At 47.5% G+C, this 24148-nt stretch carries 19 protein-coding genes; all 19 read left to right on the plus strand.

Annotated features, from left to right (window positions below; translation table 11 throughout):
- The first annotated feature begins 311 nt into the window (after positions 1-311).
- The 19 genes from IT895_RS05390 (at position 312) to IT895_RS05480 (ending at position 24100) form a co-directional block, all read left to right on the plus strand.
- Positions 312-1088 (plus strand): hypothetical protein, encoded by a 777-nt coding sequence (locus IT895_RS05390; protein WP_199284930.1) that lies wholly within the window; start codon positions 312-314, stop codon positions 1086-1088.
- Between the two features lie 91 nt (positions 1089-1179).
- Positions 1180-2493, plus strand: coding sequence for a UDP-N-acetyl-D-glucosamine 6-dehydrogenase (gene wbpA / locus IT895_RS05395; RefSeq protein WP_199285418.1), 1314 nt, complete (start codon positions 1180-1182; stop codon positions 2491-2493).
- Between the two features lie 19 nt (positions 2494-2512).
- Positions 2513-3463, plus strand: a complete 951-nt coding sequence (locus IT895_RS05400) for a Gfo/Idh/MocA family oxidoreductase (RefSeq protein WP_199284931.1) — start codon at positions 2513-2515, stop codon at positions 3461-3463.
- Between the two features lie 19 nt (positions 3464-3482).
- The gene (locus IT895_RS05405; protein ID WP_199284932.1) at positions 3483-4058 is read left to right on the plus strand and encodes an acyltransferase; all 576 of its coding nucleotides are present in this window, start codon (positions 3483-3485) and stop codon (positions 4056-4058) included.
- A 46-nt stretch (positions 4059-4104) separates the two neighbouring features.
- Positions 4105-5184: a DegT/DnrJ/EryC1/StrS family aminotransferase gene (locus tag IT895_RS05410; protein ID WP_199284933.1), complete on the plus strand. Its 1080-nt coding sequence runs from the start codon at positions 4105-4107 to the stop codon at positions 5182-5184.
- Positions 5185-5245: 61 nt separating this feature from the next.
- A complete protein-coding gene (locus IT895_RS05415) occupies positions 5246-6496 on the plus strand; it encodes a lipopolysaccharide biosynthesis protein (RefSeq protein ID WP_199284934.1) in 1251 nt (416 codons plus the stop codon).
- A complete protein-coding gene (locus IT895_RS05420) occupies positions 6474-7592 on the plus strand; it encodes a glycosyltransferase (RefSeq protein WP_199284935.1) in 1119 nt (372 codons plus the stop codon). The genes IT895_RS05415 and IT895_RS05420 overlap by 23 nt, the downstream gene beginning before the upstream one ends.
- 70 nt (positions 7593-7662) lie before the next feature.
- On the plus strand, positions 7663-8967 hold the full coding sequence (locus IT895_RS05425) for a hypothetical protein (protein ID WP_199284936.1): 1305 nt from the start codon (positions 7663-7665) through the stop codon (positions 8965-8967).
- A gap of 7 nt (positions 8968-8974) precedes the next feature.
- Positions 8975-10888 carry an asparagine synthase (glutamine-hydrolyzing) gene (gene asnB / locus IT895_RS05430; protein WP_199284937.1) on the plus strand — a complete coding sequence of 638 codons (1914 nt, stop codon included), beginning with the start codon at positions 8975-8977 and terminating at the stop codon, positions 10886-10888.
- A 256-nt stretch (positions 10889-11144) separates the two neighbouring features.
- On the plus strand, positions 11145-13028 hold the full coding sequence (gene asnB / locus IT895_RS05435) for an asparagine synthase (glutamine-hydrolyzing) (protein WP_199284938.1): 1884 nt from the start codon (positions 11145-11147) through the stop codon (positions 13026-13028).
- Positions 13025-14146, plus strand: coding sequence for a glycosyltransferase family 4 protein (locus tag IT895_RS05440; protein ID WP_199284939.1), 1122 nt, complete (start codon positions 13025-13027; stop codon positions 14144-14146). The genes asnB (IT895_RS05435) and IT895_RS05440 overlap by 4 nt, the downstream gene beginning before the upstream one ends.
- Complete coding sequence (locus IT895_RS05445; protein ID WP_199284940.1) at positions 14136-15254, plus strand: glycosyltransferase family 4 protein; 1119 nt, start codon at positions 14136-14138, stop codon at positions 15252-15254. The genes IT895_RS05440 and IT895_RS05445 overlap by 11 nt, the downstream gene beginning before the upstream one ends.
- A gap of 87 nt (positions 15255-15341) precedes the next feature.
- A complete protein-coding gene (locus IT895_RS05450; RefSeq protein ID WP_199284941.1) occupies positions 15342-16580 on the plus strand; it encodes a glycosyltransferase family 4 protein in 1239 nt (412 codons plus the stop codon).
- Positions 16581-16590: 10 nt separating this feature from the next.
- On the plus strand, positions 16591-17187 hold the full coding sequence (locus tag IT895_RS05455) for a sugar transferase (RefSeq protein ID WP_199284942.1): 597 nt from the start codon (positions 16591-16593) through the stop codon (positions 17185-17187).
- On the plus strand, positions 17187-17807 hold the full coding sequence (locus IT895_RS05460; protein ID WP_233337379.1) for an acetyltransferase: 621 nt from the start codon (positions 17187-17189) through the stop codon (positions 17805-17807). The genes IT895_RS05455 and IT895_RS05460 overlap by 1 nt, the downstream gene beginning before the upstream one ends.
- A gap of 65 nt (positions 17808-17872) precedes the next feature.
- Complete coding sequence (locus IT895_RS05465; RefSeq protein WP_199284943.1) at positions 17873-19048, plus strand: DegT/DnrJ/EryC1/StrS family aminotransferase; 1176 nt, start codon at positions 17873-17875, stop codon at positions 19046-19048.
- Positions 19049-19201: 153 nt separating this feature from the next.
- Positions 19202-21169: a polysaccharide biosynthesis protein gene (locus tag IT895_RS05470; protein WP_199284944.1), complete on the plus strand. Its 1968-nt coding sequence runs from the start codon at positions 19202-19204 to the stop codon at positions 21167-21169.
- A gap of 305 nt (positions 21170-21474) precedes the next feature.
- The gene (locus tag IT895_RS05475) at positions 21475-22452 is read left to right on the plus strand and encodes an IS110 family transposase (protein WP_199284945.1); all 978 of its coding nucleotides are present in this window, start codon (positions 21475-21477) and stop codon (positions 22450-22452) included.
- Between the two features lie 223 nt (positions 22453-22675).
- Entirely contained in the window at positions 22676-24100 is a 1425-nt protein-coding gene (locus IT895_RS05480) for an MBL fold metallo-hydrolase RNA specificity domain-containing protein (protein WP_199284946.1), read from the plus strand.
- The last annotated feature ends 48 nt before the right edge of the window (positions 24101-24148 follow it).

Below are 24148 nucleotides of genomic sequence, written 5' to 3' on the forward strand. Positions count from 1 at the left end.
CTACAAGCACCCACCAATGGCAGCACCTAACAGGTTTTCGTAGGAGCACGATTTTGTCGAGGGATCAGACCATCTACAAACGTTCACCTTTGGCAGCACACATCCCAGCGCTTGTTCACGTAGAGCCGGCCATTAATAAAATGTATGATGCTGATTAATTTTCACAGCGATGCAGCTTGGCGGCTTGAATCGTTTCACCGCCGCACTGCAAAGCAAACGTCATAATAGTAGGGCATGGGAATGCGTCCGTTGAAAGCCCTGGGCGGTAGCGTGCCTAATCAATTAAAAATGAGAGGTTAGACAGAGTGAGCATGGAGCAACCCCCACGCAGCACCTACCAAGATGACGAGATTTCATTGGTAGATTTAGCCAAAATTTTAATTCATCGCCGGTGGTGGTTTTTCGGGACAAGTGGCCTGATCGTGTTACTAGCAATAGCTTTTGCATTGCTAACCCGTGGAGACCCTTCTTACCAATACACCTCTATTTACCAGCAGGCAGAAGTAGAGCCAGGTGAGGCAATCACCAGTTCAGCATCGGTCATTCAACAGTTGGAAAGCCTAGATTGGCCCAATTACCAACGTCGCTATAAAGAACAAAACAATGTTGATGTACTGCCCTTTGGTCTGGAAATTAACAGCCCAGATAACACTACTCTCATAACCTTGAGCAGTGCGGCAACCGAAGAGAACCGTGATCAAGTGGTGAATCTGCATGAAGCGCTATTGACAAGTGCAGCAGAACGTCAGCAAACAGCACTGGAAAGGCAGGAATCTCAGCTGCAGCGCAGTATTGAACGTATTTCAAAAATGTTGGAACGAGTTGAAAACACAGACTCTGATGCTTCAGTTGAAATAGCAGCTAACTACTCTGACCGCTTGTTTGAGCTGGAAAATGAACGTGAAAGCTTAAATGACGGCGAAGTAATCGAGTACGCAGCTCAAGGTGACCGGCAATCTGGAGCACTCGGTGGTAAGCTTATTGTTTTGTTAGGCATAGTGCTGGGTGGTATTGGGGGTATCATTGCAGCATTTTTTGCTGAGTTTTCAGCAAAAGTACGAGAAAGTTTAAGAAATGAAGTGAAATAAGGAATATGCCAGTGTTGATTTAGGTGGTTAATTTTCTTTATAAAGTATAGATGCTTCTAAGTTAAATAAATGGGTTAAGAGTATGAGTCTAATGTTAAGTCCACAAGAGTCATTGATCAGCAAGTTAGAAAGCAAAGACGCTATTATCGGCATTGCGGGTCTCGGCTATGTAGGCCTGCCTCTCATGCTGCGCTATAACGATATTGGCTACAAAGTCATTGGTATAGATATCGATAGCGAAAAAGTTGGGCAGCTCAATGCAGGCAAAAGCTACATAGAACATATACCATCAGAGAGTATCGCCAAGGCGCATGGCAGAGGGTTCGAGGCCACTACCGACTTTAGTCGTGCCAGTGAATGCGACGCGTTGATCCTCTGCGTTCCCACACCGTTGAACAAATACCGTGAGCCGAACATGAGCTACGTCATCAACACGATGGACGCGCTCAAGCCGCATTTGCGTAAAGGGCAGGTGGTATCACTGGAAAGCACCACTTACCCAGGCACAACTGAAGAAGAGCTGCTGCCCAGGGTGGAAGAAGGCGGGTTGAAAGTCGGTGAGGATATCTTCCTGATATATTCTCCTGAACGTGAAGACCCCGGTAATCCGAATTTTGAGACGCGCACCATCCCTAAGATCGTTGGCGGTCATACCTCAGCGTGTCTAGAAGTAGGCCAAGCGCTATACGAACCGGCCATTGATCAAGTGGTTAAGGTAAGCTCTACCCGCGCGGCGGAGATGACCAAGCTGTTGGAAAATATCCATCGCGCCGTCAATATCGGTCTGGTCAACGAAATGAAAGTTGTAGCCGACCGTATGGGCATTGATATTTTTGAAGTAGTGGATGCTGCCAAAACCAAACCTTTCGGCTTTACCGCCTACTACCCTGGCCCTGGCCTCGGCGGGCACTGTATTCCTATTGATCCCTTCTACCTTACCTGGAAGGCCCGCGAATACGGTTTGCATACCCGCTTTATCGAGTTATCTGGTGAGGTCAATCGCGCCATGCCTGAATATGTTATTGGCAAGCTTATGGATGGCTTGAACGATGCCGGTAAAGCACTTAAAAATAGCCGCGTGCTCGTACTGGGCATTGCCTATAAGAAAAACGTAGACGATATGCGTGAGTCGCCCTCCGTGGAAATCATGGAGCTGATCGAAGCCAAGGGGGCAGAAGTTGCCTACTCAGACCCTCATGTACCCAAATTCCCCAGAATGCGGGAGCATAGCTTCAATCTTTCGAGCGAACCGCTTACGGCTGAGAATCTAGCTACGTTCGACGCGGTGGTACTAGCCACCGACCACGACCGCTTTGACTACGAGCTAATCAAACAAAACGCCAAACTCATCGTAGACAGTCGCGGCAAATACCGTGAGTCCGCCGCCAACGTGATTAAAGCCTGATTTGAACCGGAGTCGAAACATGAAGAACTTTGCACTCATCGGCGCAGCGGGCTATATCGCCCCGCGCCACATGAAAGCTATTAAAGAAACCGACAACCACTTGAGCATTGCATACGACACCAATGACTCCGTGGGCATCATCGATAGCATTTCTCCGGCCAGTGAGTTCTTTACCGAATTCGAACGCTTCCAAGAGCATGCCTGGCAGCTCAAACGCAATCCTGAAACTGCACTGGATTACGTGGCTGTTTGTTCACCCAATTACCTCCACCACGCCCACATCGCAGCAGGCCTGCGCCTGGGTTGTGACGTGATTTGTGAAAAGCCACTGGTGCCGACACCGGAGCTGCTAGACGAACTGGCACGGATCGAACAGGAAACGGGCAAGCGGGTGTATAACATCCTGCAGTTGCGCCACCACCAGGCCATTCTGGACCTGAAAGAAAGAGTCGCCAATGAAAACCGCCAGGAAAAGTATGAGGTGGAATTAACTTACATCACCTCTCGCGGTAAATGGTACATGGAAAGCTGGAAGGGCGATCCGCGCAAGTCATTTGGTGTCGCCACCAATATCGGTGTTCACTTCTTCGATATGCTGCACTTCATCTTCGGCAAGCTGCAGAAGAACGTGCTTCACTACGCCAATGACTATAAGGCCGCTGGTTACCTGGAATACGAAAAAGCCCGCGTGCCCTGGTTCCTCTCAATTGATGCAGATGATTTGCCTGAAAGTGTAAAAGGCAAACAGCCTACCTACCGTTCTATTACCTGTGAAGGTGATCAGATTGAGTTCTCTGGTGGCTTTACGGATCTACATACCATCAGCTATCAGGAAATTCTGGCAGGAAGGGGCTACGGAATAGAAGACTCACGCCATTGTGTAGAAACCGTCAATGTTATCCGTAACGCCATGCCGGAGAAGCCAGAGCATAATGAAGGCCACCCGTTTTTAAATAAGCTCATAAAATAAAAATGGAGCAGGATTCAAAATGTCTGTAAAAATCCATCCCAGTGCGATTGTCGACGAGGGCGCCCAAATTGGTGAAGGATCCCGCGTGTGGCACTTTGTGCATGTATGCGGCGGCGCCAAGATAGGTCAAAACGTCTCCATGGGCCAAGGCGTGTTTGTGGGTAACAAAGTCACCATTGGTGATAATTGCAAAATCCAGAACAACGTCTCGGTGTATGACAACGTCCACCTGGAAGAGGGCGTATTCTGTGGCCCCAGCATGGTGTTCACCAACGTCTACAACCCCCGCTCGCTGATTGAGCGCAAGGACGAGTACCTTGATACCATCGTCTGCAGAGGGGCCAGCCTTGGTGCCAATTGCACCATCGTATGTGGCGTAACCATCGGCCGCTATGCCTTCATTGGCGCAGGGGCAGTCGTGAATAAAGATGTACCCGACTATGCACTGGTAGTAGGCGTACCAGCCAAACAGATTGGCTGGATGAGTGAGTTTGGTGAGCAGCTGGATTTGCCTGTTAAAGGGGAGGGCGAAACGGTTTGCGTTCACACGGGTACCACGTATCAGCTAAAAAGCGGGCAGCTCTCCAAAGCTTGAGCAGTAGATAGCCCTGGCAAAAACTATATTTGAAGGTTAATCACGCATGCAGTTTATCGACCTGGCCGCCCAACAAGCCCGAATCAAAGACAAGATCGACGCTAACATCCAGAAAGTGCTGGCGCATGGCAAGTACATTCTGGGGCCGGAAGTGGCCGAGCTGGAGGAAAAACTTGCTGATTTTACGGGGGCAAAGTACTGCATAACTGTAGCCAATGGCACTGATGCACTTCAGATCGCCCAAATGGCACTGGGAATAGGGCACGGTGATGAAGTAATTGTGCCTGGGTTCAGCTACATTGCGACTGCTGAAACACCAGCCCTGCTGGGCGCAAAGCCAGTGTACATTGATATAGACCCCCGCACTTACAATATGGACCCGGTAAAGCTTGAAGCCGCCATTACCACTCGTACCAAAGCGATCATTCCGGTATCGCTATATGGCCAGAGTGCGGATTTTGATGCGATTAATGCCATTGCTGAAAAACATGGCATCCCAGTCATTGAGGACGGAGCGCAAAGCTTCGGTGCAAGTTACAAAGGCAAGAAATCGTGCAACTTGAGTACCATCGGGTGTACGAGTTTCTTCCCTTCTAAACCGTTGGGGTGCTATGGCGACGGAGGCGCGATCTTTACCAATGATGAAGAATTGGGAATTATACTCCGCCAAATCGCTCGTCATGGACAGGACCGGCGCTACCACCATATCCGAGTAGGAGTTAATAGCCGTCTTGACACGCTACAAGCCGCAATATTGCTGCCGAAGTTAGATCTGCTGGATGAAGAAATTCAACTTCGAGACCGCGTGGCTAAATGTTATACGCAAATGCTAAATGAAGCTGATATAGAGACTGCGCCTTATGTGGAAAGTCACAATATGTCAGCTTGGGCTCAGTACACGATTCGCATGGAAAATCGTGAAGAGGTGCAAGCAAAACTAAAACAGGTGGGTATTCCTACTACCGTTCATTACCCTATACCGCTAAACAAACAGCCAGCAGTTGAGGACCAAACTGCAAATTTGCCAGTCGGTGATGAAGCAGCAGAGCAAGTGATAAGTTTACCTATGCATCCCTATATGATTGAGGAAGAGCAAGAAAAAATAGTGAAATCGTTAAAAGCGTAAGCAGCACCAGCTTACCCAAACATATAGGGTCTCTGAGCCATTTCAAAATAAAGAATATTGAATGCAAATTTTTAAGAGCATTGCAACACTCTTCACTAGCTCATTAGGCTCTCAGCTCATCGTAGTGCTAATGATGCCTTTTTTGACAAGGTATTATCCTGAATCTTCTTTCGGTGATTGGGCTTTATTTGTTGCAGTATCGACTACTTTGGCGATTGTTTCGTCCTTTCGATATGACCAAAGTGTACTACTGCCTGCAAGTGTGCGAGATGCCCTAAAGTTAGTAAAATCTGCGGTCGTTACAGGATTGTTGACCTCATCGCTTGCGTTGATAGTGATAGTCGGTCTTTATCTATTTGAGATCGTTGAAAAAACGATATACTTGCTTGTGCCTGCATCTATGCTTTTGACTTGCATGATACAAGTTGTAACAACATGGTCGAATCGGTGCAAAAGTTATAAATTAATCGCTTGGGCCAAAATAATGCAGTCATCAAGCACTGCGATCCTAAATATTGTCTTTGTTATACTCTGGGCTCCAGATCTTGGTGTCAGAACTCTGGTCGTAGCAACCATGATTGGTCAGTGTGTGAGCCTAGTTTGGCTAGTATGGCCTGCCATAAGAAGGGCCCGAAAAACATTTTCCCTATTTTCTCGAGTGCGGCTGAGCAAAGTTGTACTGTTGAAATATTGCGACTTTCCATTGTACTCCACGCCTGAAGCTCTCCTTGGGACTGTCTCAACCATGTTCCCGCTCTATGCCTCGTCGTATTTGTTCACGAGTAACGAGGCGGGTTATGTGGCGTTAGCACACCGGGTATTAATGTTTCCTGTGGCCTTGATTGGCGGAGCGGTGTCTGTCGTATATGCTCAGCGGTTTGCCACTATGGTTGCACGAAATCAGTCAATCTCATCAGATATGCTTAGGGTGTGGTCAATAGCAGGGTTTATCGGGCTCCTCCCAGCCTTGATGCTTAATATGTTTGGGGAATACTTGTTCATGTTTGCATTCGGAGAGCAGTGGCAAATGTCTGGTGACATTGCGTCTTCGCTTGCATTTTATGTGTATCTACTCCTTGTGTTTGCGCTCACCAGTGGTGCGCACGTGGTCTTGCGGCTCCAGCATATGTCACTTATTTTAGCGATAATGACACTTACAGGAAAAATTATCGTTGCTTATATGCTGCAGGAAAATCTTATTAATATGATGATTGGATTTGCTGCAATGGACCTTGTGGCAACTTTATTTATGAACCTGTTAGCACTTTATAAATCGAGAAATGTTAAACATGAAAATTTTGATGTTGCTTAAATCATCACTTGATTACGATTCACGCGTTAAAAAAGAAATCGGCTCCTTGACTGCTGCGGGTTACAAAGTGTCAATGGTCAGTGTAAACAGCCAAGTTGATCACTCCCTTAAATCACATGTTGTTTTGAAGTATCAATCCAAACGAAGGTTTCTCCCGGGAGTGTCTTCGCTTTTATCTCACTTTACGTTTATCCGTGCAGCAATGGCTGCCTGTGATAATCATGATATTGTACACTGTCATGACTTAAATACTTTGCTTGCAGGGGTCCTGTTAAAAATAGCTAGAGGTAAGAAAGTCAAGCTTGTATACGATTCTCATGAGTATGCTCCTAATGATGTCCCAAATGAAGGCAAGGTATCAATAGCAATTAAGTTTTTATTCGAGAAAATTCTTACACGCTATGTTGACTGTATTATTGTGGTAAGTGACGGAATAGCAGAGAAATACCGTAAACTTTATAAACCGCGAATTCTCTCTACAGTGATGAATTGTCCAGCTCGGGTAAAAATTGAACGCACAGAATACTTCCACAATTTTTTTGGGCTGCAATCGGATGTTAAAATTTTTCTTTACCAGGGCGCCCTTAGCCGGGGTCGCGGCATAGATATCATTCTTGATTCATTCGAGAAATTAAAAATCAAGGGAGCAGTTTTGGTGGTTATGGGCAGCGGTGTTCTTGCAGATATGGTAGAAGAAGCTGCCCAGCGATGTGATAGAGTTTACTATCATCCACCGGTGCCGTCTAAAAATTTACTTGGCTATACAGCATCGGCAGATTATGGAATATCATTTATAGAAGATTCATGCTTAAGCTATCGTTATTGTTTGCCTAATAAAATATTTGAGTATCTTATGGCAGGCCTTCCAGTATTGACTTCTAATCTACCAGAAATGAAAAGATTGGTTGAGGCTGAGCATATTGGCATAGTTGCTGAGCAAAACTCAGCTTCAGCTTTTCAGTTGGCTGTTGAAAAAATGATGGCTGTAGACAAGCAGCAATTTAAAAAAGCGATTGATGCTGCTCAGTTCAATTATTGCTGGCAAAATCAAGAATCAATTTTGCTCGATTCTTATCGCAAACTCTATCATGCCTGATGGGGTACAAGCCCTTATAGGAGGCGGCTTGCGTCGCTAGTAAATAATGTTGATATTCATAGAAACATTCTTGATCATTATATCGTTATCGCTTGTTTGGCGTTTAACCGGGTGCGGAATTTTCCCTTCTCCACAATTTGTTCTTTTATTCTCGTATTTTAGCTATATCTACCTTGGCTATTTACTGATGTTGGGCGACCCAACTTATAATAGTATTGCTGAGTTTGGTGCCGTTGGTGTACTGATAAGACTGGGGTATGCAGCCATATTTTTGGCGAGTTTAGCGACAAGCTTCATAAGGTCAACGCTATATTACCAGTATTTAGGAGCGGTAAATATGAACAGCCCTGTTCCAGCGAGGTTGTTCTATTCAGTACTTGCATTGGCTATGATCATGGTGGCTGCCATCTACATATATCTAATGCCAGCTAATCCATTGAAAGCGATGTTAACAGACTCATCTTCAGTGACCTACGCGCGTCAAGCAGTAACTACTGACATGAAAAACTTTGGGGTATTCTCTAATGTTTTCTATTATTTTATGCCTTTGGTTTGGTTGTCATTATATTTTATAGGTAGAAATCATTTATGGTTTGTGCTTCTTGTTGTGAATTTGATAGTGGTTCTTGCAACCGGTCAGAAAGCGCCCATCGTGTATATTATAGCGATGTTTACATTGGCACATGGTCTGCGAAAAGGAAAATTTTCATATAAGTTCGCTTTCAGCGTAGGAGTATTAGTACTATTTTTATTAGTAATGTTGGTTTTCCTGAAAAACTTTAATTTTTATTCTGGTGTAAGTGTAGATGCTTTGCTGGCATCAGTACGTGGCTTGATTAAGCGGATTTTTTATGTAGGACCAATTACGCTCTTAAACTATTACCAAACGTTTCCCAATTATCATCCATTCCTTAGCGAAGTTGTAACTAGTATACCATCAGACCAAATTGTTTATAGCCACATATACGGTGATCAGTATCGAGGAACTGTGAATACAGTGTCATTAGGACTATTTTATGCCTGGAGTGGAAGTGTTGTTTTTTCGGCTTTTTTGATGTTCTTGTTCTCTGTCTGTGTTTTTTCGATTCCAGTTTTTTTTCGTTATCTAATACCCGATCCAGCTCTACTCAAGTCTGTTTATGTGACGTACTGTTTTCTGATGGTGAAGTTTGTATTAACAGACTGGAGGACTCTTGTTCCGATTTTTATTTTATCTTTTCTCGTTGTATCTGGTTTAAACCACATCTGGTTTCATCTTGTGCAAGGGGCTGTGAAAGGTAACTTCTATATCCGAGGGAACGCTTTTGCAATCTTGATTGCATTGCTTGCCTTGTCTTACTTTACGCAAGGTCAACTACGAATTTTATTAGGGTGAAAACTATATGTGTGGCTTCGTCGTGCTCATCAATGATAAGCAGCTACCGGTCAATATGGGGAACTTGCTTGACACGTTAAACCATAGGGGGCCGGATGACCGGGGGTGGTCTGCCATTTGTGAAGATCGGCTTGAATCTGGAAAAGATGAGGCAACATTGGATGCCCCTGTGTTGCTTGGACATGTTCGCCTTTCAATACTTGATCTAACCGATGCAGGGCATCAGCCCATGTTTTCTCTGGACGGCAGATACGCGCTGGTCTTCAATGGGGAGTTATACAACTACAAGGAGTTACGAAGCCAGCTCACAAAGGAAGGTTACACTTTTAAAACAGGAACTGACACTGAAGTTGTACTGTACTCAATGATCCACTGGGGCGATGAGGCACCTAGGCGCTTCAGAGGTATGTTTGCCTTTGTATTTTATGATATAGAAACGGGCGAGTTTTTTATTGCTAGAGATTTTTTTGGAATCAAACCCTTTTACTGGTGCCATTGGGAAGGTGGGCTTGCTTTTGCTTCTGAAGTAGGCCCCCTTCTTATGTTGCCAGGTGTAAGTACTGAAAGCTCTCCACAAGCTACATATGATTATCTTCTGGTTGGAGCGAGTGATCGCGGCCAACAATCATTATATAAAGATCTTCGCTTCTTGCCTGCTGCTTCTTATGCAAGAGTGAACCCGGAAGATGGAATCAATGATTCTATTGACCCACAAAGATATTGGGAGATAAGCCTCAACCGAAAGACCTCGACAAATTTTAACCAAGCTGTTGATCGGGTTAGAGAGCTGTTTCTAGAGAGCGTTGCATTGCATATGCGAAGTGACGTGCCTGTAGGTGCTGCACTATCGGGTGGTATCGATTCATCGGCTATTGTGTGTGCTATGCGACACCTGTACCCCAGTCAGGAGATTCATACTTTCAGCTTTATAGCGGAGAATGAGAATATCAGTGAAGAACCGTGGATTGATATTGTAAATTCTCACGCTAATTGCATTTCACATAAAGTTCGGGCTACGAAACAGGGTTTAGTTGATGATCTCGATGATTTGATCAAAACTCAGGGAGAACCATTCGGTAGTACAAGTATTTATGCTCAGTATAGTGTGTTCCGCGAGGCGAAGGCTCAGGGTATCAAAGTCATACTAGATGGTCAGGGTGCGGACGAGATGCTCGGTGGTTATGTTTATTATCAGGGAAGCAGACTTGCAACGTTGATCTCCTCGCTGCGTTTGCTTGATGCATACCGCTTTTGGACTGCATCTAGTATTTGGCCAGATCGAGGGAAGAAGAGTTTAGGGGTAATGGCCGCAAATGAGCTACTACCTGACTCACTGCGTTGGCTTGCACGCAAGATTTTATCAAAAGGCGTTCCGCCAAAATGGGTATCTGAGTATTGGCTGAAAGAACATAAGATTGAATGCAGACCTAACTTGTCAAGGGTGAATTCCGGGGGTGATAAGCTCCGAAGCCGTCTCTATGAGCATCTAACAAATTCAAGTGTGCCGCATCTTCTTAGGTATGCGGATAGAAACTCAATGCGGTTTTCAATAGAGAGTCGTGTGCCCTTCCTTCACGTTGATTTGGTAGAGTACCTGTTTTCACTTCCAGAAGAATATCTAATTTCCAATGACGGTTGCAGTAAGCATGTGTTCCGTGAGGCTATGCGAGGCATCGTTCCAGATTCTATCCTTGACAGGCAAGATAAGATTGGGTTTGCTACACCTGAGAAAGATTGGCTATTGAAAATGGATGACTGGGTGCAGGAACTATTCACTTTCGCGGAACAAGTTGATTGCTTTGAAAAAAGCGAGCTTGAAAAAGAGTGGTGTGAAGTAGTTCATGGAAAAGCTGATTTTAACTTCAGGTGTTGGCGCTGGTTGAATTTTCTTGCTTGGGAGAAGGAAAAATTCAGCAGTTGAGTAGCATCCCTAAATCTTAGCTTTATCGAATCGATGTGTCACTTTTCCATTGATCAAATAAGCAATTAGCGAGCTCTAAAAATTCTTTCATTTATAGATGATGGTTTTTTGTAGAGTGTGCATTTGTACTGAAGCCGTTGTTTTTGGTAGAGTATAATTGTATGTTTTCCTTTTTTAGCGTGGTGAAAGTTTTTGTTTTAGTTGTTCTCAGGTTTGGTTGTTTTTATTCTTAAATATTTTTTAGTGAGTATATTTAATGTGTGGTTTTTTGGGCGGTTTTTTTAAAGAGCAAAAAAATGCTGTTTTAGTTAATGATGCCTTGGCTTTGATTCATCATAGAGGACCAGATCATAGTTCATTTGTGGAACATCAAATAAAGGGTAATTTTTTATACCTAGGGCATACACGCCTTTCCATTATTGATTTAAGTGATTCTGCTTCACAACCATTTCGATCTAAATGTGGTAGATACTCGATTATCTTCAATGGTGAAATATACAATTATAAAGAATTAGGCGAAGAGCTAAAACTTTATGGATATGAATTTTTGACAAGCTCTGATACAGAAGTTTTGCTGTATTCTCTGATAGAATGGGGCGTTGAGTGCTTACCTCGCTTGATAGGTATGTTTTCATTTGTTTTCTGCGATCACCAAGATCAACAACTGTTCCTTGTCAGAGATGCTTTTGGCATTAAGCCTTTCTTCTATGCACTTCACGATAATGAATTAATTTTTTCTTCAGAGTTGAGTCCATTACTTCATCTGAGATCTGATGCGGTAAAACCAAACTTGCAGCGTGCATACGACTACTTAGTCCATGGTGATTATGATTCTAATGAAGATAGCTTCGTAGAAGGTATAAAGCATTTACCACCTGCCCATTATTTTACCTATAATCTAAAAGAAAAAACTTCTTCAAATTTAGTATGCTGGTGGCAACCTGATATAAGAGAAGATAGTGAAATTAGCTTTGATGATGCAGTGAGTCAACTACGGTCAATGTTTCTAGATAGTGTAAGATTTCACTTGCGAAGTGATGTGCCATTTGGCGTGGCTTTATCGGGGGGGGTAGATTCTTCTTCAGTTGTCTCAGCAGTACGTTACCTTGAGCCGGACTTTCCCCTCAAAACCTTTAGCTATATAGCTAGTGATGAGCGTATCTCAGAAGAAAAATGGGTGGACCTTCTGAACGAGAAGATGCGGGCTGTGCCCCACAAAGTTATTGCTAGTCAAGAAGAGATGTGTGCAGAACTAGACTCGATGCTTTTAATGCAAGGTGAGCCTTTCGGTGGAACAAGTATTTATGCTCAGTATCGTGTATTTAAATTAGCAAAAGAATCTGGTGTTACTGTTACTCTTGATGGTCAAGGTGCTGACGAACTATTAGCCGGTTACTCAGGCTACCCAGGGCATCGTTTATTAAGCATTTTAGAGACAGAAGGATGGGGGGCAGCTCATCGTTATGCAAAACACTGGGCAAAATCACCTGGACGTAGTTATTCCCTGGCATGGCAATACCTTGGTCGAATTAAGCTACCTGATTGGCTCTACGAAACAGCACGTAAGAAAATGGGACGTGATTTTCGGCCATGTTGGTTGAATGCGGACTATCTACGTCGTAAAGGTGTTGTATTTCAAGAAAAACGTGCGCCACTGTCAAAAGAGAACAAGGGTAAGCGAGTTAAAGAGGCTCTACTTAATGCGTTAACAGGCCGTGGATTACCTTCGCTATTGCGTCATGGCGACCGCAATTCTATGGCTTTTTCAATAGAAAGTCGTGTTCCTTTCCTAACCTTACCACTTGCAGAATTTTTACTATCATTGCCTGAGAATTACCTTATTTCTGATGAGGGTGTAACCAAGCATGTTTTTCGCGAAGCCATGCGTGGTATTGTGCCTGATGACCATTTGGATCGAAAAGATAAAATTGGTTTTGCAACGCCCGAGTCGGCCTGGTTGCTCGATATGGCGGACGTTATTAGGGGGTGGATCAATGAAGCACCTGCGCTACCTTTTTTAAAAAGAGATGAGCTTTTAAAAGAATTTGAAGAGGTGGTAGAAGGAAACAGAGCGTTTGATGGACGTGTATGGCGTTGGGTGAATTACTTGCGTTGGTGTACCTTAATGGGTATTAAATGAAAATAGTCAATTTAGTATTAAATAGTTTTATCAATGACAGTCGTGTAATGAAAACATCCAGCACGCTATTGTCAATAGGTCATGATGTGCAGGTTGTCGCGTTGCATGAAGCAACTCTCGAAGAACGTGAAAAAGTAAGTGATGTAAGAGTTCATCGAATTAAGTTGAAGTCTAGAGGCTGGTCTAAAAATAAACTTGTTCAAATAATCAAGTTGATTGAGTTTGTTATTAGATTCATCTTATTGTATAGAAAGTCGGATGTTCTACATTGCAATGATCTCAATGGTCTTTTTGTTGGAGTTTTCTGTAAGTTAACACGACCAAAGATAGTTTTGATTTATGATTCTCATGAATTCGCCATAAATGATGTCCCTAATCAAGCTAAATTCTCGATAGGGCTCAAAAAGTGGCTTGAAGGCTCCTTGATTAAATTTGCTCATAGTGTAATCACTGTCAGCGACTCTATAGCCAACGAATATTCCCACCTTTACAACATTCCTAAACCTCATTTGGTCCTGAACTGCCCTGCCTACTATAATCAACCCAAGCTCAATCTATTCCGTGAAAAGTTCGATATCCGTATCGATCAAACAATTTTTTTGTATCAGGGGGCCCTGAGTAAAGGTCGTGGGATTGAGCTGCTGTTAGAAACTTTCTCTAATCTAGATTCGGATGAAAATGTATTGATCTGTATGGGTTATGGCTCGCTCGAACAGCTAATTCAACATCAAGCAAGAGATAATAATACAATATTCTTCCACCCAGCAGTTACGCCGGAAGCGCTTTTGAACTACACTAGCTCGGCAGATTATGGGATTTCATTCATAGAAGATTCTTGTCTTAGCTATCGTTACTGCTTACCGAATAAAGTATTTGAATACCTTATGTCGGGTCTTCCAGTACTAACTTCAAATCTCTTTGAAATGAAGCGGTTGGTAGAAACAGAGAGTGTTGGTATTGTTGCTGAATCCAATACGGTCGAAGGTTTTCGACAAGCCATTATGGATTCCCTAGCCCAAGATTATTCTGCCATTCAGGAAAACGTTTTTGAAGCCAGCAAAAAATACTGCTGGGAAGAGCAGGAAAAAGTTCTTAAAGAGATTTATAATGCCCTCTAAATCTAGTATCGCCCACCTAACCTCCGTGCACCCCCGCATAGACACGCGCATTTTTCTAAAAGAGTGCACCTCTCTTGCTAACAATGGCTACACAGTCTCTTTTGTGGTCGCTGACGGGATTGGCGATGAGGAGAAAAACGGTGTTGCTATCTACGATGTCGGTGCTTCCAAAGGTAGGATGGACCGCATCCGCAATGCGCCTAGCCGTGTGCTGGCTAAGGCATTGGCTTTGGATTCGGATGCTTACCATCTGCACGATCCTGAGCTACTTCCCATTGGCCTCAAGCTCAAGAAACTTGGTAAAACGGTCATCTTCGATGCCCACGAAGACGTACCCAAGCAGCTTCGCGGCAAGCACTACCTCAATAAACCCGCTAAGTGGCTGCTTTCGAATACCTTTGCGGCTTATGAAAAGTACGCCTGCCGCCAGTTGGATGCTGTGATTGCAGCCACCCCCTACATTCGTGACAAGTTTACGGCTATGGGTGTGCGATCTGTCGACATCAACAACTACCCTTTGTTGGGCGAGTTTTCGTCCGGCACGGTGGGTTGGGTACAAAAGAAGAGTCAGGTTGCGTATGTGGGAGGCCTAGGCCGTGTGCGAGGTATTCATGAAATAGTACAAGCCATGGCGCTGACTGAAACAGGCGTGCAACTCGCAATGGGTGGTAATTTCACCCAACTCAGTTTTGAGAAGGTTGTGCGAAGCGAAGCCGGTTGGCAAAAAGTGGATTTTCGCGGCTGGCTTAATCGTGAAGGCGTACAGCAAATACTAAGCGAGTCGGTTGCTGGATTGGTCACTCTGAATCCAATCATTAATTATCTTGATGCTTTACCGGTTAAAATGTTCGAGTACATGGCAGCCGGTTTACCTGTTATTGCTTCTAATTTTCCGCTATGGAAGGAAATCATCGAAGGTAGCCAATGTGGTCTTTGCGTTGATCCACTTGAACCAAAAGCTATTGCTAAAGCTATCGATTATTTTGTTATTCATCCGGAAGAAGCAGAAAGAATGGGCCTCAATGGTCAACGTGCAATTCAAGAGTATTATAATTGGGATGTTGAAGAGAAAAAGCTGTTTGATTTTTACAACTCAATAATATGTTAATGCATTTATTGTTTTGATAAAGAAATTTATTTTTATTTTTAGTGTTAATTAAATGGTAGCGTTGCATTTAAAAACTTAGGTATAGGTATGGTTAAGAATATATGGATAATCAATCAATACGCTTCGCTACCTTCAACAGGCATTGGCGGTCGTCATCGTGATTTGGCCAGAGAGTTGACGAAGCTTGGGCATAACGTCACGTTGGTCTCGTCTCGTTGGACCCATTTAATGGCTGATTCGGATGTTGCTTCCGCAGCGCCTGAGCAGGAAATGTTTGAGGGCTTTCGCTTTATCCGCCTGCCTTCACGCCAATATGCCCATGCCCATGATAAGAGAAGGATTGTGAACTGGTTTACCTTCGCATGGCAGGTAGGTCGTCTTGAGAAGCGGGTAGGCGAGAAGCCGGATGTGTTGGTTTACTCTTCACCGTCGTTAGTTGGTTACCTGGGTGCAAGATGGTTGGCAATGCGTACCGGGGCGAAACTGATTTTTGAAGTACGGGATATATGGCCGTTAACATTTCAAGAGGTCGGGGGATTCTCAAAACGACATCCCTTCATCCGCTTTCTTCAGTGGATTGAAAATTACGCTTATCGAACAGCGGATCACGCCGTTTCAAATCTTCAAGGGGCGGGTGAGCACATGAAAGAACGTGGCTTACCTGTTGACCGGTTTACTTGGATACCGAACGGGTTCTCCCTTCAAGAAGTTCGCGATGCCGAGCCATTGCCCGCTTCGATAACCGAGCGTATACCTTCAAAGGGTTTCAGCATCTGTTACGCGGGTACAATGGGAGCTGCTAACGCGCTTGAATCTCTAATCGAGGCGGCCAGATTTTTGAAGGGTGAACCGGGTATCTATTTTGTTTTGGTTGGCCGAGGTCGCAGTAAAGCGTCATTGGAGGCTCGTGCCAATGAACTAGAGCTCACGAACATTATATTTCTTGATGCGGTTCCAAAAAATCAGGTTCAGTCAGTACTCGCTCAGTGTGATGCTTGTTTTATCGGTTGGAAGCGCTCTAGCCTTTATGACCACGGAATAGCGGCAAACAAACTTTTTGATTACCTTTACTCAGGCAAACCCATTCTGCACGCATATTCTGGCCAGTTCGATCCCGTTGCTGAGTATGGGGCAGGTATTACGGTCCCTGCGGAAGATGCCCAAGCCATCGCGAAAGCTGCAAAAGAGCTGCGAGATATGGATGAGGAGGCTCGTTTGTTGATGGGGCGAAATGGGCATCAGGCTGCTATGGAGAAGCACGAATACGCCGTGCTTGCTCATAAGTATGACGCTCTGGTTAAGCAGCTACTTAGTGACCACACGTAATGAGTAAAGTATGTTGAAGCGAATATTTGATGTTGCGGTATCTTCTTTAGTACTGCTGATTGGACTACCTATTTTGCTGGTGTTGTCTGTGATGATTTGGGCTAGGCTAGGAAAGCCCATCTTTTTTGTGCAAAAGCGTCCTGGTCAGGATGCGCGTCCTTTCCAAATGATTAAATTTAGAACCATGAAGGACGCTTTCGATTCACAAGGCAATCCGTTACCGGATGCTCAACGAATGACGCCATTCGGCCAGTTCCTTCGATCAACCAGTTTGGATGAGCTTCCCGAGTTGTGGAATGTGCTAAAAGGCGATATGAGCCTTGTTGGCCCACGTCCGCTTTTGATGGAATATTTGCCGCTGTATTCTGAAGCGCAATACCGCCGACATGAAGTGCGCCCTGGGGTTACGGGCTGGGCACAGATTAATGGTCGGAACGCTATCTCTTGGGAAGATAAGTTCAAGCTGGATGTCTGGTATGTTGATAATCGGACGTTTTTGCTTGATTTGAAGATATTGTTTCTCACGGTGAAAAAGGTAGTGGCCCGTGATGGGGTGAGCGGTGAGGGCGAAGCAACTATGTCCAAGTTTACCGGGAACAAAGACTGATGCATCTTGCCGTTCTGGGCGCTAGCGGGCATGGCAAAGTAGTCGCTGATGCTGCTGAACTGTTGGGCTGGGGCAGCGTCACTTTTTTTGATGATGCCTGGCCCACACTGAAAAATAACGGCCCTTGGGCTGTTGATGGCGATACCACGTGGTTGCTGGATCGGATAACCGACTTTGACGGTGTAATCGTTGCTATTGGCAGCAATCATATCCGTGCGGAGAAGCAAAAGCACCTTGGTGATGCCGGGGCCAAGCTGGCAACGATTGTCCACCCTTCTGCCGTTATTAGTTCTCATGCCTCTCTTGGCGAAGGAGTCGTGGTTTTTGGCAATGCCGTCGTCAATGCCTGTGCAGTTGTAGGTGCTGGAGCCATTGTAAATACCGGCGCCGTAATCGAGCATGACTGTATTGTTGGTGAGTTCGCTCATGTGAGCCCGAATGCGGCCTTGGCGGGCGGCGTCAACCTCGGTCGTGAAGCATGGGTAGGCGCCTGTGCTTCGGTACGCCAGTTGTTAACAGTGGGCACTGGTGCCGTCGTAGGAATGGGTTCGGTGGTTACACGTAATGTTCCCCCTGGTGCAACGGTAATGGGCAACCCTGCGAAAACACTTTCACCCTAACTTTTGAGCGCGTTGTAAGCATTATCAATACGCGCACTAAACACTGACAGGGATATTGAGCTCTCATGTTAAATAGTCCGTTTTCTCCATGGCCTTCGTTTACCAATGAAGAGGCCCATGCGGTGTCAGAGGTTTTACTTTCCAACAAAGTGAATTACTGGACCGGCCAGGAAGGTCGTGAGTTCGAGAAAGAGTTTGCCTCCTTCGCCCAGACTGACTATGCCATTGCGGTGGCCAATGGCACCAATGCCCTGGACCTCGCCATGAATGGCCTAGGAATTGGCCCTGGGGATGAAGTGATTGTTACGTCCCGGACCTTTTTGGCCTCGGTGTCGTCCATCGTGACGGCCAGGGCCGTACCGGTGTTTGCCGATGTAGAGAGGGATAACCAGAATATCTCCGCAGCCACCGTTAGGGAAGTGCTGACAGAAAAGACCCGCGCCATTGTTTGCGTTCACCTGGCCGGCTGGCCCTGTGAGATGGATGGCATCATGGCGCTTGCACGCGAGAAGGGCCTTTACGTGATTGAGGACTGCGCCCAGGCTCACGGTGCCACCTACAAGGGCCGCTCAGTAGGTTCCATCGGTCATGTGGGTTGTTGGTCTTTCTGTCAGGATAAGATCATGACGACCGGCGGTGAAGGTGGCATGGTAACCACCAATGATCGTGAGCTTTGGTCCCGTATGTGGTCCTACAAGGATCATGGCAAGAGCTGGGAAGCAGTTTATGAGCGAGAGCACCCACCAGGCTTCCGTTGGCTACATGAAAGCTTTGGCACCAATTTCCGGATGACGGAAGTGCAGGCTGTCATTGGGCGTATACAGCTAGGCCGTATGCCGGAATGGACTGCCGCACGCAAGCATAATGCCAATACAATCTGGGAGTGTACCAAGGGGCTACCAGGGCTTTATATCCCAGAAATGCCAGACTACATCAGCCATGCGGCTTATAAGTGTTATGTGTTTGTTGAGGCGGAACAACTGGCTGAAGGCTGGGATCGCGACCGTATTCAGAACGAAATTGTGGCAGCAGGGGTTCCGTGTTTCTCCGGTTCCTGTTCTGAGGTGTATCAGGAAAAAGCGTTTGACGATACGGGATGGCGACCTGAACGACCGTTACCAGTGGCTCGGGAATTGGGGGAAACCAGTTTAATGTTTCTCTGCCACCCCACTTTAACCGAGTCGAATATAGAGAAAACCTGCCATGTTCTGGAAGACGTGATGGCTCAAGCGGCCAATTAAGGTGGTAACGAAAAGCATCATCACCACCTATGGTTGATGAAAATATGGACTATGCTCATCGGTACCCTTTAGGCATAGGTGTTCTTGAGGTGGGCTAGGGATTACAATCGCTACCTTTATCGCAATGACGGTCCCTGATCGGAAGGATTCCGCATGACTAAATCAGGACGCTTACATCGTTCCATTGCCGGGCTCAGCCGGGGTAAGAAGCGACTTATCATGGTAGCTGCCGACCTTGTGGCGCTGCCCTTGGCGCTGTGGTCGGCTTACGCGCTGCGTTTTGCTGAATGGTGGCCAGAGCGCTATATCGAACCCTTCTGGTGGCTGTTTTTTATCGTGCCCCCGGCTGGTGTTTTCGTGTTTGCCCGGCTGGGCCTCTATCGTGCCGTGGTCCGTTTCATGGGTCCCCAGGCCCTCTGGGCGGTGGTTAAGGGCTCGCTGCTGATGGCGGTGCTCATGTGGGCGGCGGCTTACTTCTATCAGTGGCAACAGTTCCCCCGTTCGGTGCCGGTTAACTTCGCGTTGGTTACCCTGGTGTATGTGGGTGGCACCCGCCTGATTGTTCGCAGTTATTATCATTGGTTAATAAAACACTATACCGAGAAGGAACCCGTGGCCATTTATGGCGCTGGCGGGGCGGGTGCCCAACTGGCCCTGGCGCTCTCCAGTGGGCGTGAGTTTTATACTGCGGCATTTCTGGATGACGATTCGGCCCTTTGGAGCAGTACGATCAAGGGTGTGAAGGTGCATAACCCTGATGGTTTCAAGGCGCTTGTTGAGCAGTTGGGCATTAGACGGGTGCTGCTTGCCTTGCCGACTGCCACGAAAGCACAGCGCAAACACGCGCTAGATAAACTGGCGGACTTGCCTGTTCGTGTGCAAACCGTGCCCTCCATGCCAGAGATTATTTCGGGTACAGCGAGTGTCGACCAGCTGCGAGAGGTTGAACTGGAGGATCTGCTGGGACGCGACCCGGTGCCACCTCAGCAGGAGCTGATCAACGCCAGTATTCGTAACAAGGTGGTGATGGTTACTGGTGCGGGTGGTTCCATCGGCAGCGAAATGTGCCGCCAAGTAATGCGCGGCAAGCCGAAGGCGGTGATTCTTTTTGAAATCAGTGAGTTTGGCCTTTACGCCATTGAGCAAGAGCTTGAGGCGCTACGCATTGACATGGGCGAGGCGTTTCCTATCGTTCCGCTGCTGGGTAATGTCTGCGATCGTAATCGCGTAGAGGCTGTGATTAGCCATTACGGTGTGCAGACCCTTTACCATGCCGCCGCTTATAAGCATGTGCCGATTGTCGAAAACAACGTGCTGGAAGGGGTGCGTAATAACGTGCGCGGCACCCAAACCGTTGCAGAAAGCGCCGCTAAGCTGGGTGTCGAACGCTGTGTGTTGATCTCTACCGATAAAGCAGTGCGCCCCACCAACGTAATGGGCGCGACCAAACGCATGGCTGAACTGGTACTGCAGGATCTGGCCACGCGTTATGCGATGAAGGATAAACATAGAACGATCTTCTCTATGGTGCGCTTTGGCAACGTGCTTGGCTCCAGTGGCTCGGTGGTACCGCTTTTCCGCCGTCAGATCGAGCAGGGCGGGCCGATTACAGTGACCCACCCCGATATCACTCGCTTCTTCATGACCATTCCTGAGGCGGCCCTGTTGGTCATACAGGCGGGCTCCATGGCTGAAGGCGGGGATGTGTTTGTACTGGATATGGGCGACTCAGTGAAAATTGTCGACCTGGCAAGGCGGATGATTCAGCTTACCGGCCTTGAGGTGAAAGATGCCGAAAACCCGGATGGCGATATAGAGGTCGTTTTCAGTGGGCTGCGCCCCGGCGAAAAACTTTATGAGGAGCTTTTGATAGGCGACAACGTGGTCGGAACGTTGCACCCGAAAATCCTGCGTGCCCATGAAGAGATACTCCCTCATCAGGAATTATTGGTGTTATTGGAAGAGCTGCGCGAAGCAGAACGAAGTCTTGATAGCCATCGTGCCTGCGCGGTGCTTAAGCGTGGTGTCAGTGGTTTCGCCCACAGCGGCGATGTGTGTGATCTTTTGCCCAATTATCAACACATGATTGATGAAGCTGAAGCCAGGCCTGCTAAGCATTGAGCCGATAAGCTTTTGATCGCTATTCCAACGGCACCCAGTCATTGTGAAAGCTAGTCTTGCCAGGCGATAGTTTTTGGGGCTCGATCATTTCTAATCGCCCAATCAATTGGGCTCCTTGTGTCTCTCAAGAGGGAATGATTAGCTACCATTCTCTCTGGCCAGAAGGGTAACCCGTTGGGCTCCTGATGGGCATTGACCCTGCTTCGTAGATGGGCCCTTTCTGGTTTCTTATCTCGTAAATTTGGACGGTATCCAAAGCCCTTCGCACGACGAAAGAGGCTGTACGAACAAGGCGAGACAACGAGATGGCATATATCGGCATTGATGTTAGCAAACAGAAACTTGATTGCCTGTGGGTGCGCGATTTGAGCAAGGGGAAGGTGAAAACGAAAGTATTCCCCAACCGCCATCAGGACTACCCAGGTTTGCTCGACTGGCTTGTCAGGCAGACCGGCGAAGATATCAGCAACCTGCATGTCTACCTGGAAGCCACCAGCATTTACCATGAGCCTTTAGCTTACTGGCTGCATGACGTTGGTGTCACCGTGTACGTACTGAACCCTGCCCAGGTGCGCCATCACGCCAAGGGGATGGGCGTCCGCAGCAAGACTGACCGCAAAGACAGCATGATGCTTGCCCGTTATGGGATTGAACGGAACCCTCAACCGTGGCAACCAGATCCAACGGAGGTGAGAGAGCTCAAGCGCCTTATCAACCGGTTAGAGGCCGTAGAAGACGACCTGCAGCGCGAGCGTAACCGCCTGGAGAAGGCTGAATTCAACACCGATACTCAAGCAAGCGAATCCATTAGCTATATGCTGGTCGCCCTTGAGCGAGAAGTACAGCGGCTCCAGCAGGCGATCGCTGACCATTTCGAGGCGCACCCGCCGCTTAAACAGGATCGCAAACTACTCGAGAGTATCCCCGGCATCGGAAACGTCCTATCAGCTCGTCTGGTGGCTACGCTACGCAGTCGAGACTTCCGCAGTGCTCGCCAGGCAGCCGCCTTCCTGGGCCTCGTGCCAATACTGAAAGAATCAGGCTCATCGGTGAAGTTACGGTCCCACCTTTCCAAGACAGGGGCGCCCGGCATCCGCCGGAAGCTTTATATGGCCGCCGTCGTATCGACCCGATGTAATCCTGATATCAGCGAGCAATTTGCACGACTCAAAGCCCGTGGCAAGCCAACGTTGTCGGCGCTGGGGGCGGCTATGCGCAAATTGGTACACATCGCTTTTGGGGTGTTGAAGTCACAAAGCGAATATCGGCCGCAAGGGACATAAAGCCCCTTGCAGTTGGTATCGAGAGACGGTATCTACAAACCCGCCGATACCTTGCTTTGTTTGGTGATGGTTTTGAGTGGCGGGATGACTGCTGATCGCTCAACGAGTTGAGCTCCTACATAGACCCTCATGATAGGTGTTTTGTGGGTGGCTGGCTTGTTGGGCGATTTTTATTTGGCTGTGTTAGTTTTCTTATTAGCGGTTGTTAGATAAGGAGATTCGCATGGATGCGCAGGGAACATGGCCGGAGATTCGTCATCACGGTGGGGCGGGTGGGGTCACCGGCAGCTGTCATCAGTTGATGGCCAACAGTGAGCACTCGCTACTGGTGGATTGCGGATTGTTTCAGGGGGAAGATGCCGCAGAGGATAGCCTGGCGCAGCTTGAGGTGGGCTTTGATATCAGCACCGTGAAAGCGCTGGTGATTACTCACGTACACATCGACCATGTGGGCCGTTTACCGTACTTGTTGGCGGCGGGCTACAAAAGACCGATTCTGTGTTCCGAGCCTACCGCCGTGCTGCTCCCGCTGGTGATTGAGGATGCCTTGAAGATTGGCTTTACCCGCAATGTGCGGTTGATCGAGCAGTTCCAGGCCCAGTTGCAAATGCAGTTGGTGCCGATTCCTTACGGGCAATGGCACTCGGTGGTAGAGGACGACGCGCTGACCATGCGGGTAAAACTCAAGCGGGCGGGGCATATTCTGGGCTCCAGCTACGTAGAGGTAGTGCTGAACGATACCGCCCGTGGCAACAAGCAGCGCGTGGTGTTTTCCGGTGATTTGGGCGCACCGCATACACCGCTGTTGCCTGCGCCTAAGTCGCCGTATCAGGCGGATGTGTTGGTGTTGGAATCCACCTACGGCGACCGTAATCATGAGGGTCGCCAAGCGCGCGGGCAGGCGTTGAAAACCGCCATCGAGCAAGCGCTGACTAACCGGGGAACGGTGATCATCCCGGCGTTTAGCATTGGCCGCACCCAGGAGTTGCTCTACGAGCTGGAAACCATCGTGCATGTTGCATCCCCCAAATCCGGCTGGCGCTCGCTGGAGGTGATTGTGGATTCACCCCTGGCTGCTCGCTTTACGCAGGTGTACCGCACGTTAAAGCCTTTCTGGGATGCGGAAGCCCAGCGCCGTTTGCGCTCGGGGCGGCATCCGTTGAGTTTCGAGAATGTGTACACGGTGGATGACCACGCGACCCACGAGCAAACCGTTCGTTACCTGGCGGAAAGTGGCCGACCCGCCGTAGTGATTGCCGCCAGCGGTATGTGCACAGGCGGGCGTGTGGTGAATTACCTGAAAGAAATGCTCGGTGACCCGCGCCATCAGGTACTGTTTGTGGGCTACCAGGGGGCGGGCACGCCAGGGCGGGATATCCAGCGTTACGGGCCGGAGGGTGGTTGGGTCGAGCTCGATGGTGAGCGCATTGATATTCGTGCGGGGATTACCACCATCAGCGGGTACTCCGCCCATGCCGGGCAACGCGATTTGCTCAACTTCATCAAGCGCATGCGCCGCTGGCCGCGCGAGGTAAGGTTGGTGCACGGTGATGACCACGCCCGCCACGCCTTGAAAGATGCGATTAACGCCATGGCCCGGAAAGCCGGCCGGCAGGTTAACGTGGTGTTGCCTTCAGTGTATGAATAACCTGTCTGGATTGAGCCGCTTTGGCTGATTGAGAACTGGGCTTGCCAA

The sequence above is a fragment of the Halomonas sp. A40-4 genome, from assembly GCF_015767635.1.
GTDB lineage: Bacteria > Pseudomonadota > Gammaproteobacteria > Pseudomonadales > Halomonadaceae > Vreelandella > Vreelandella janggokensis.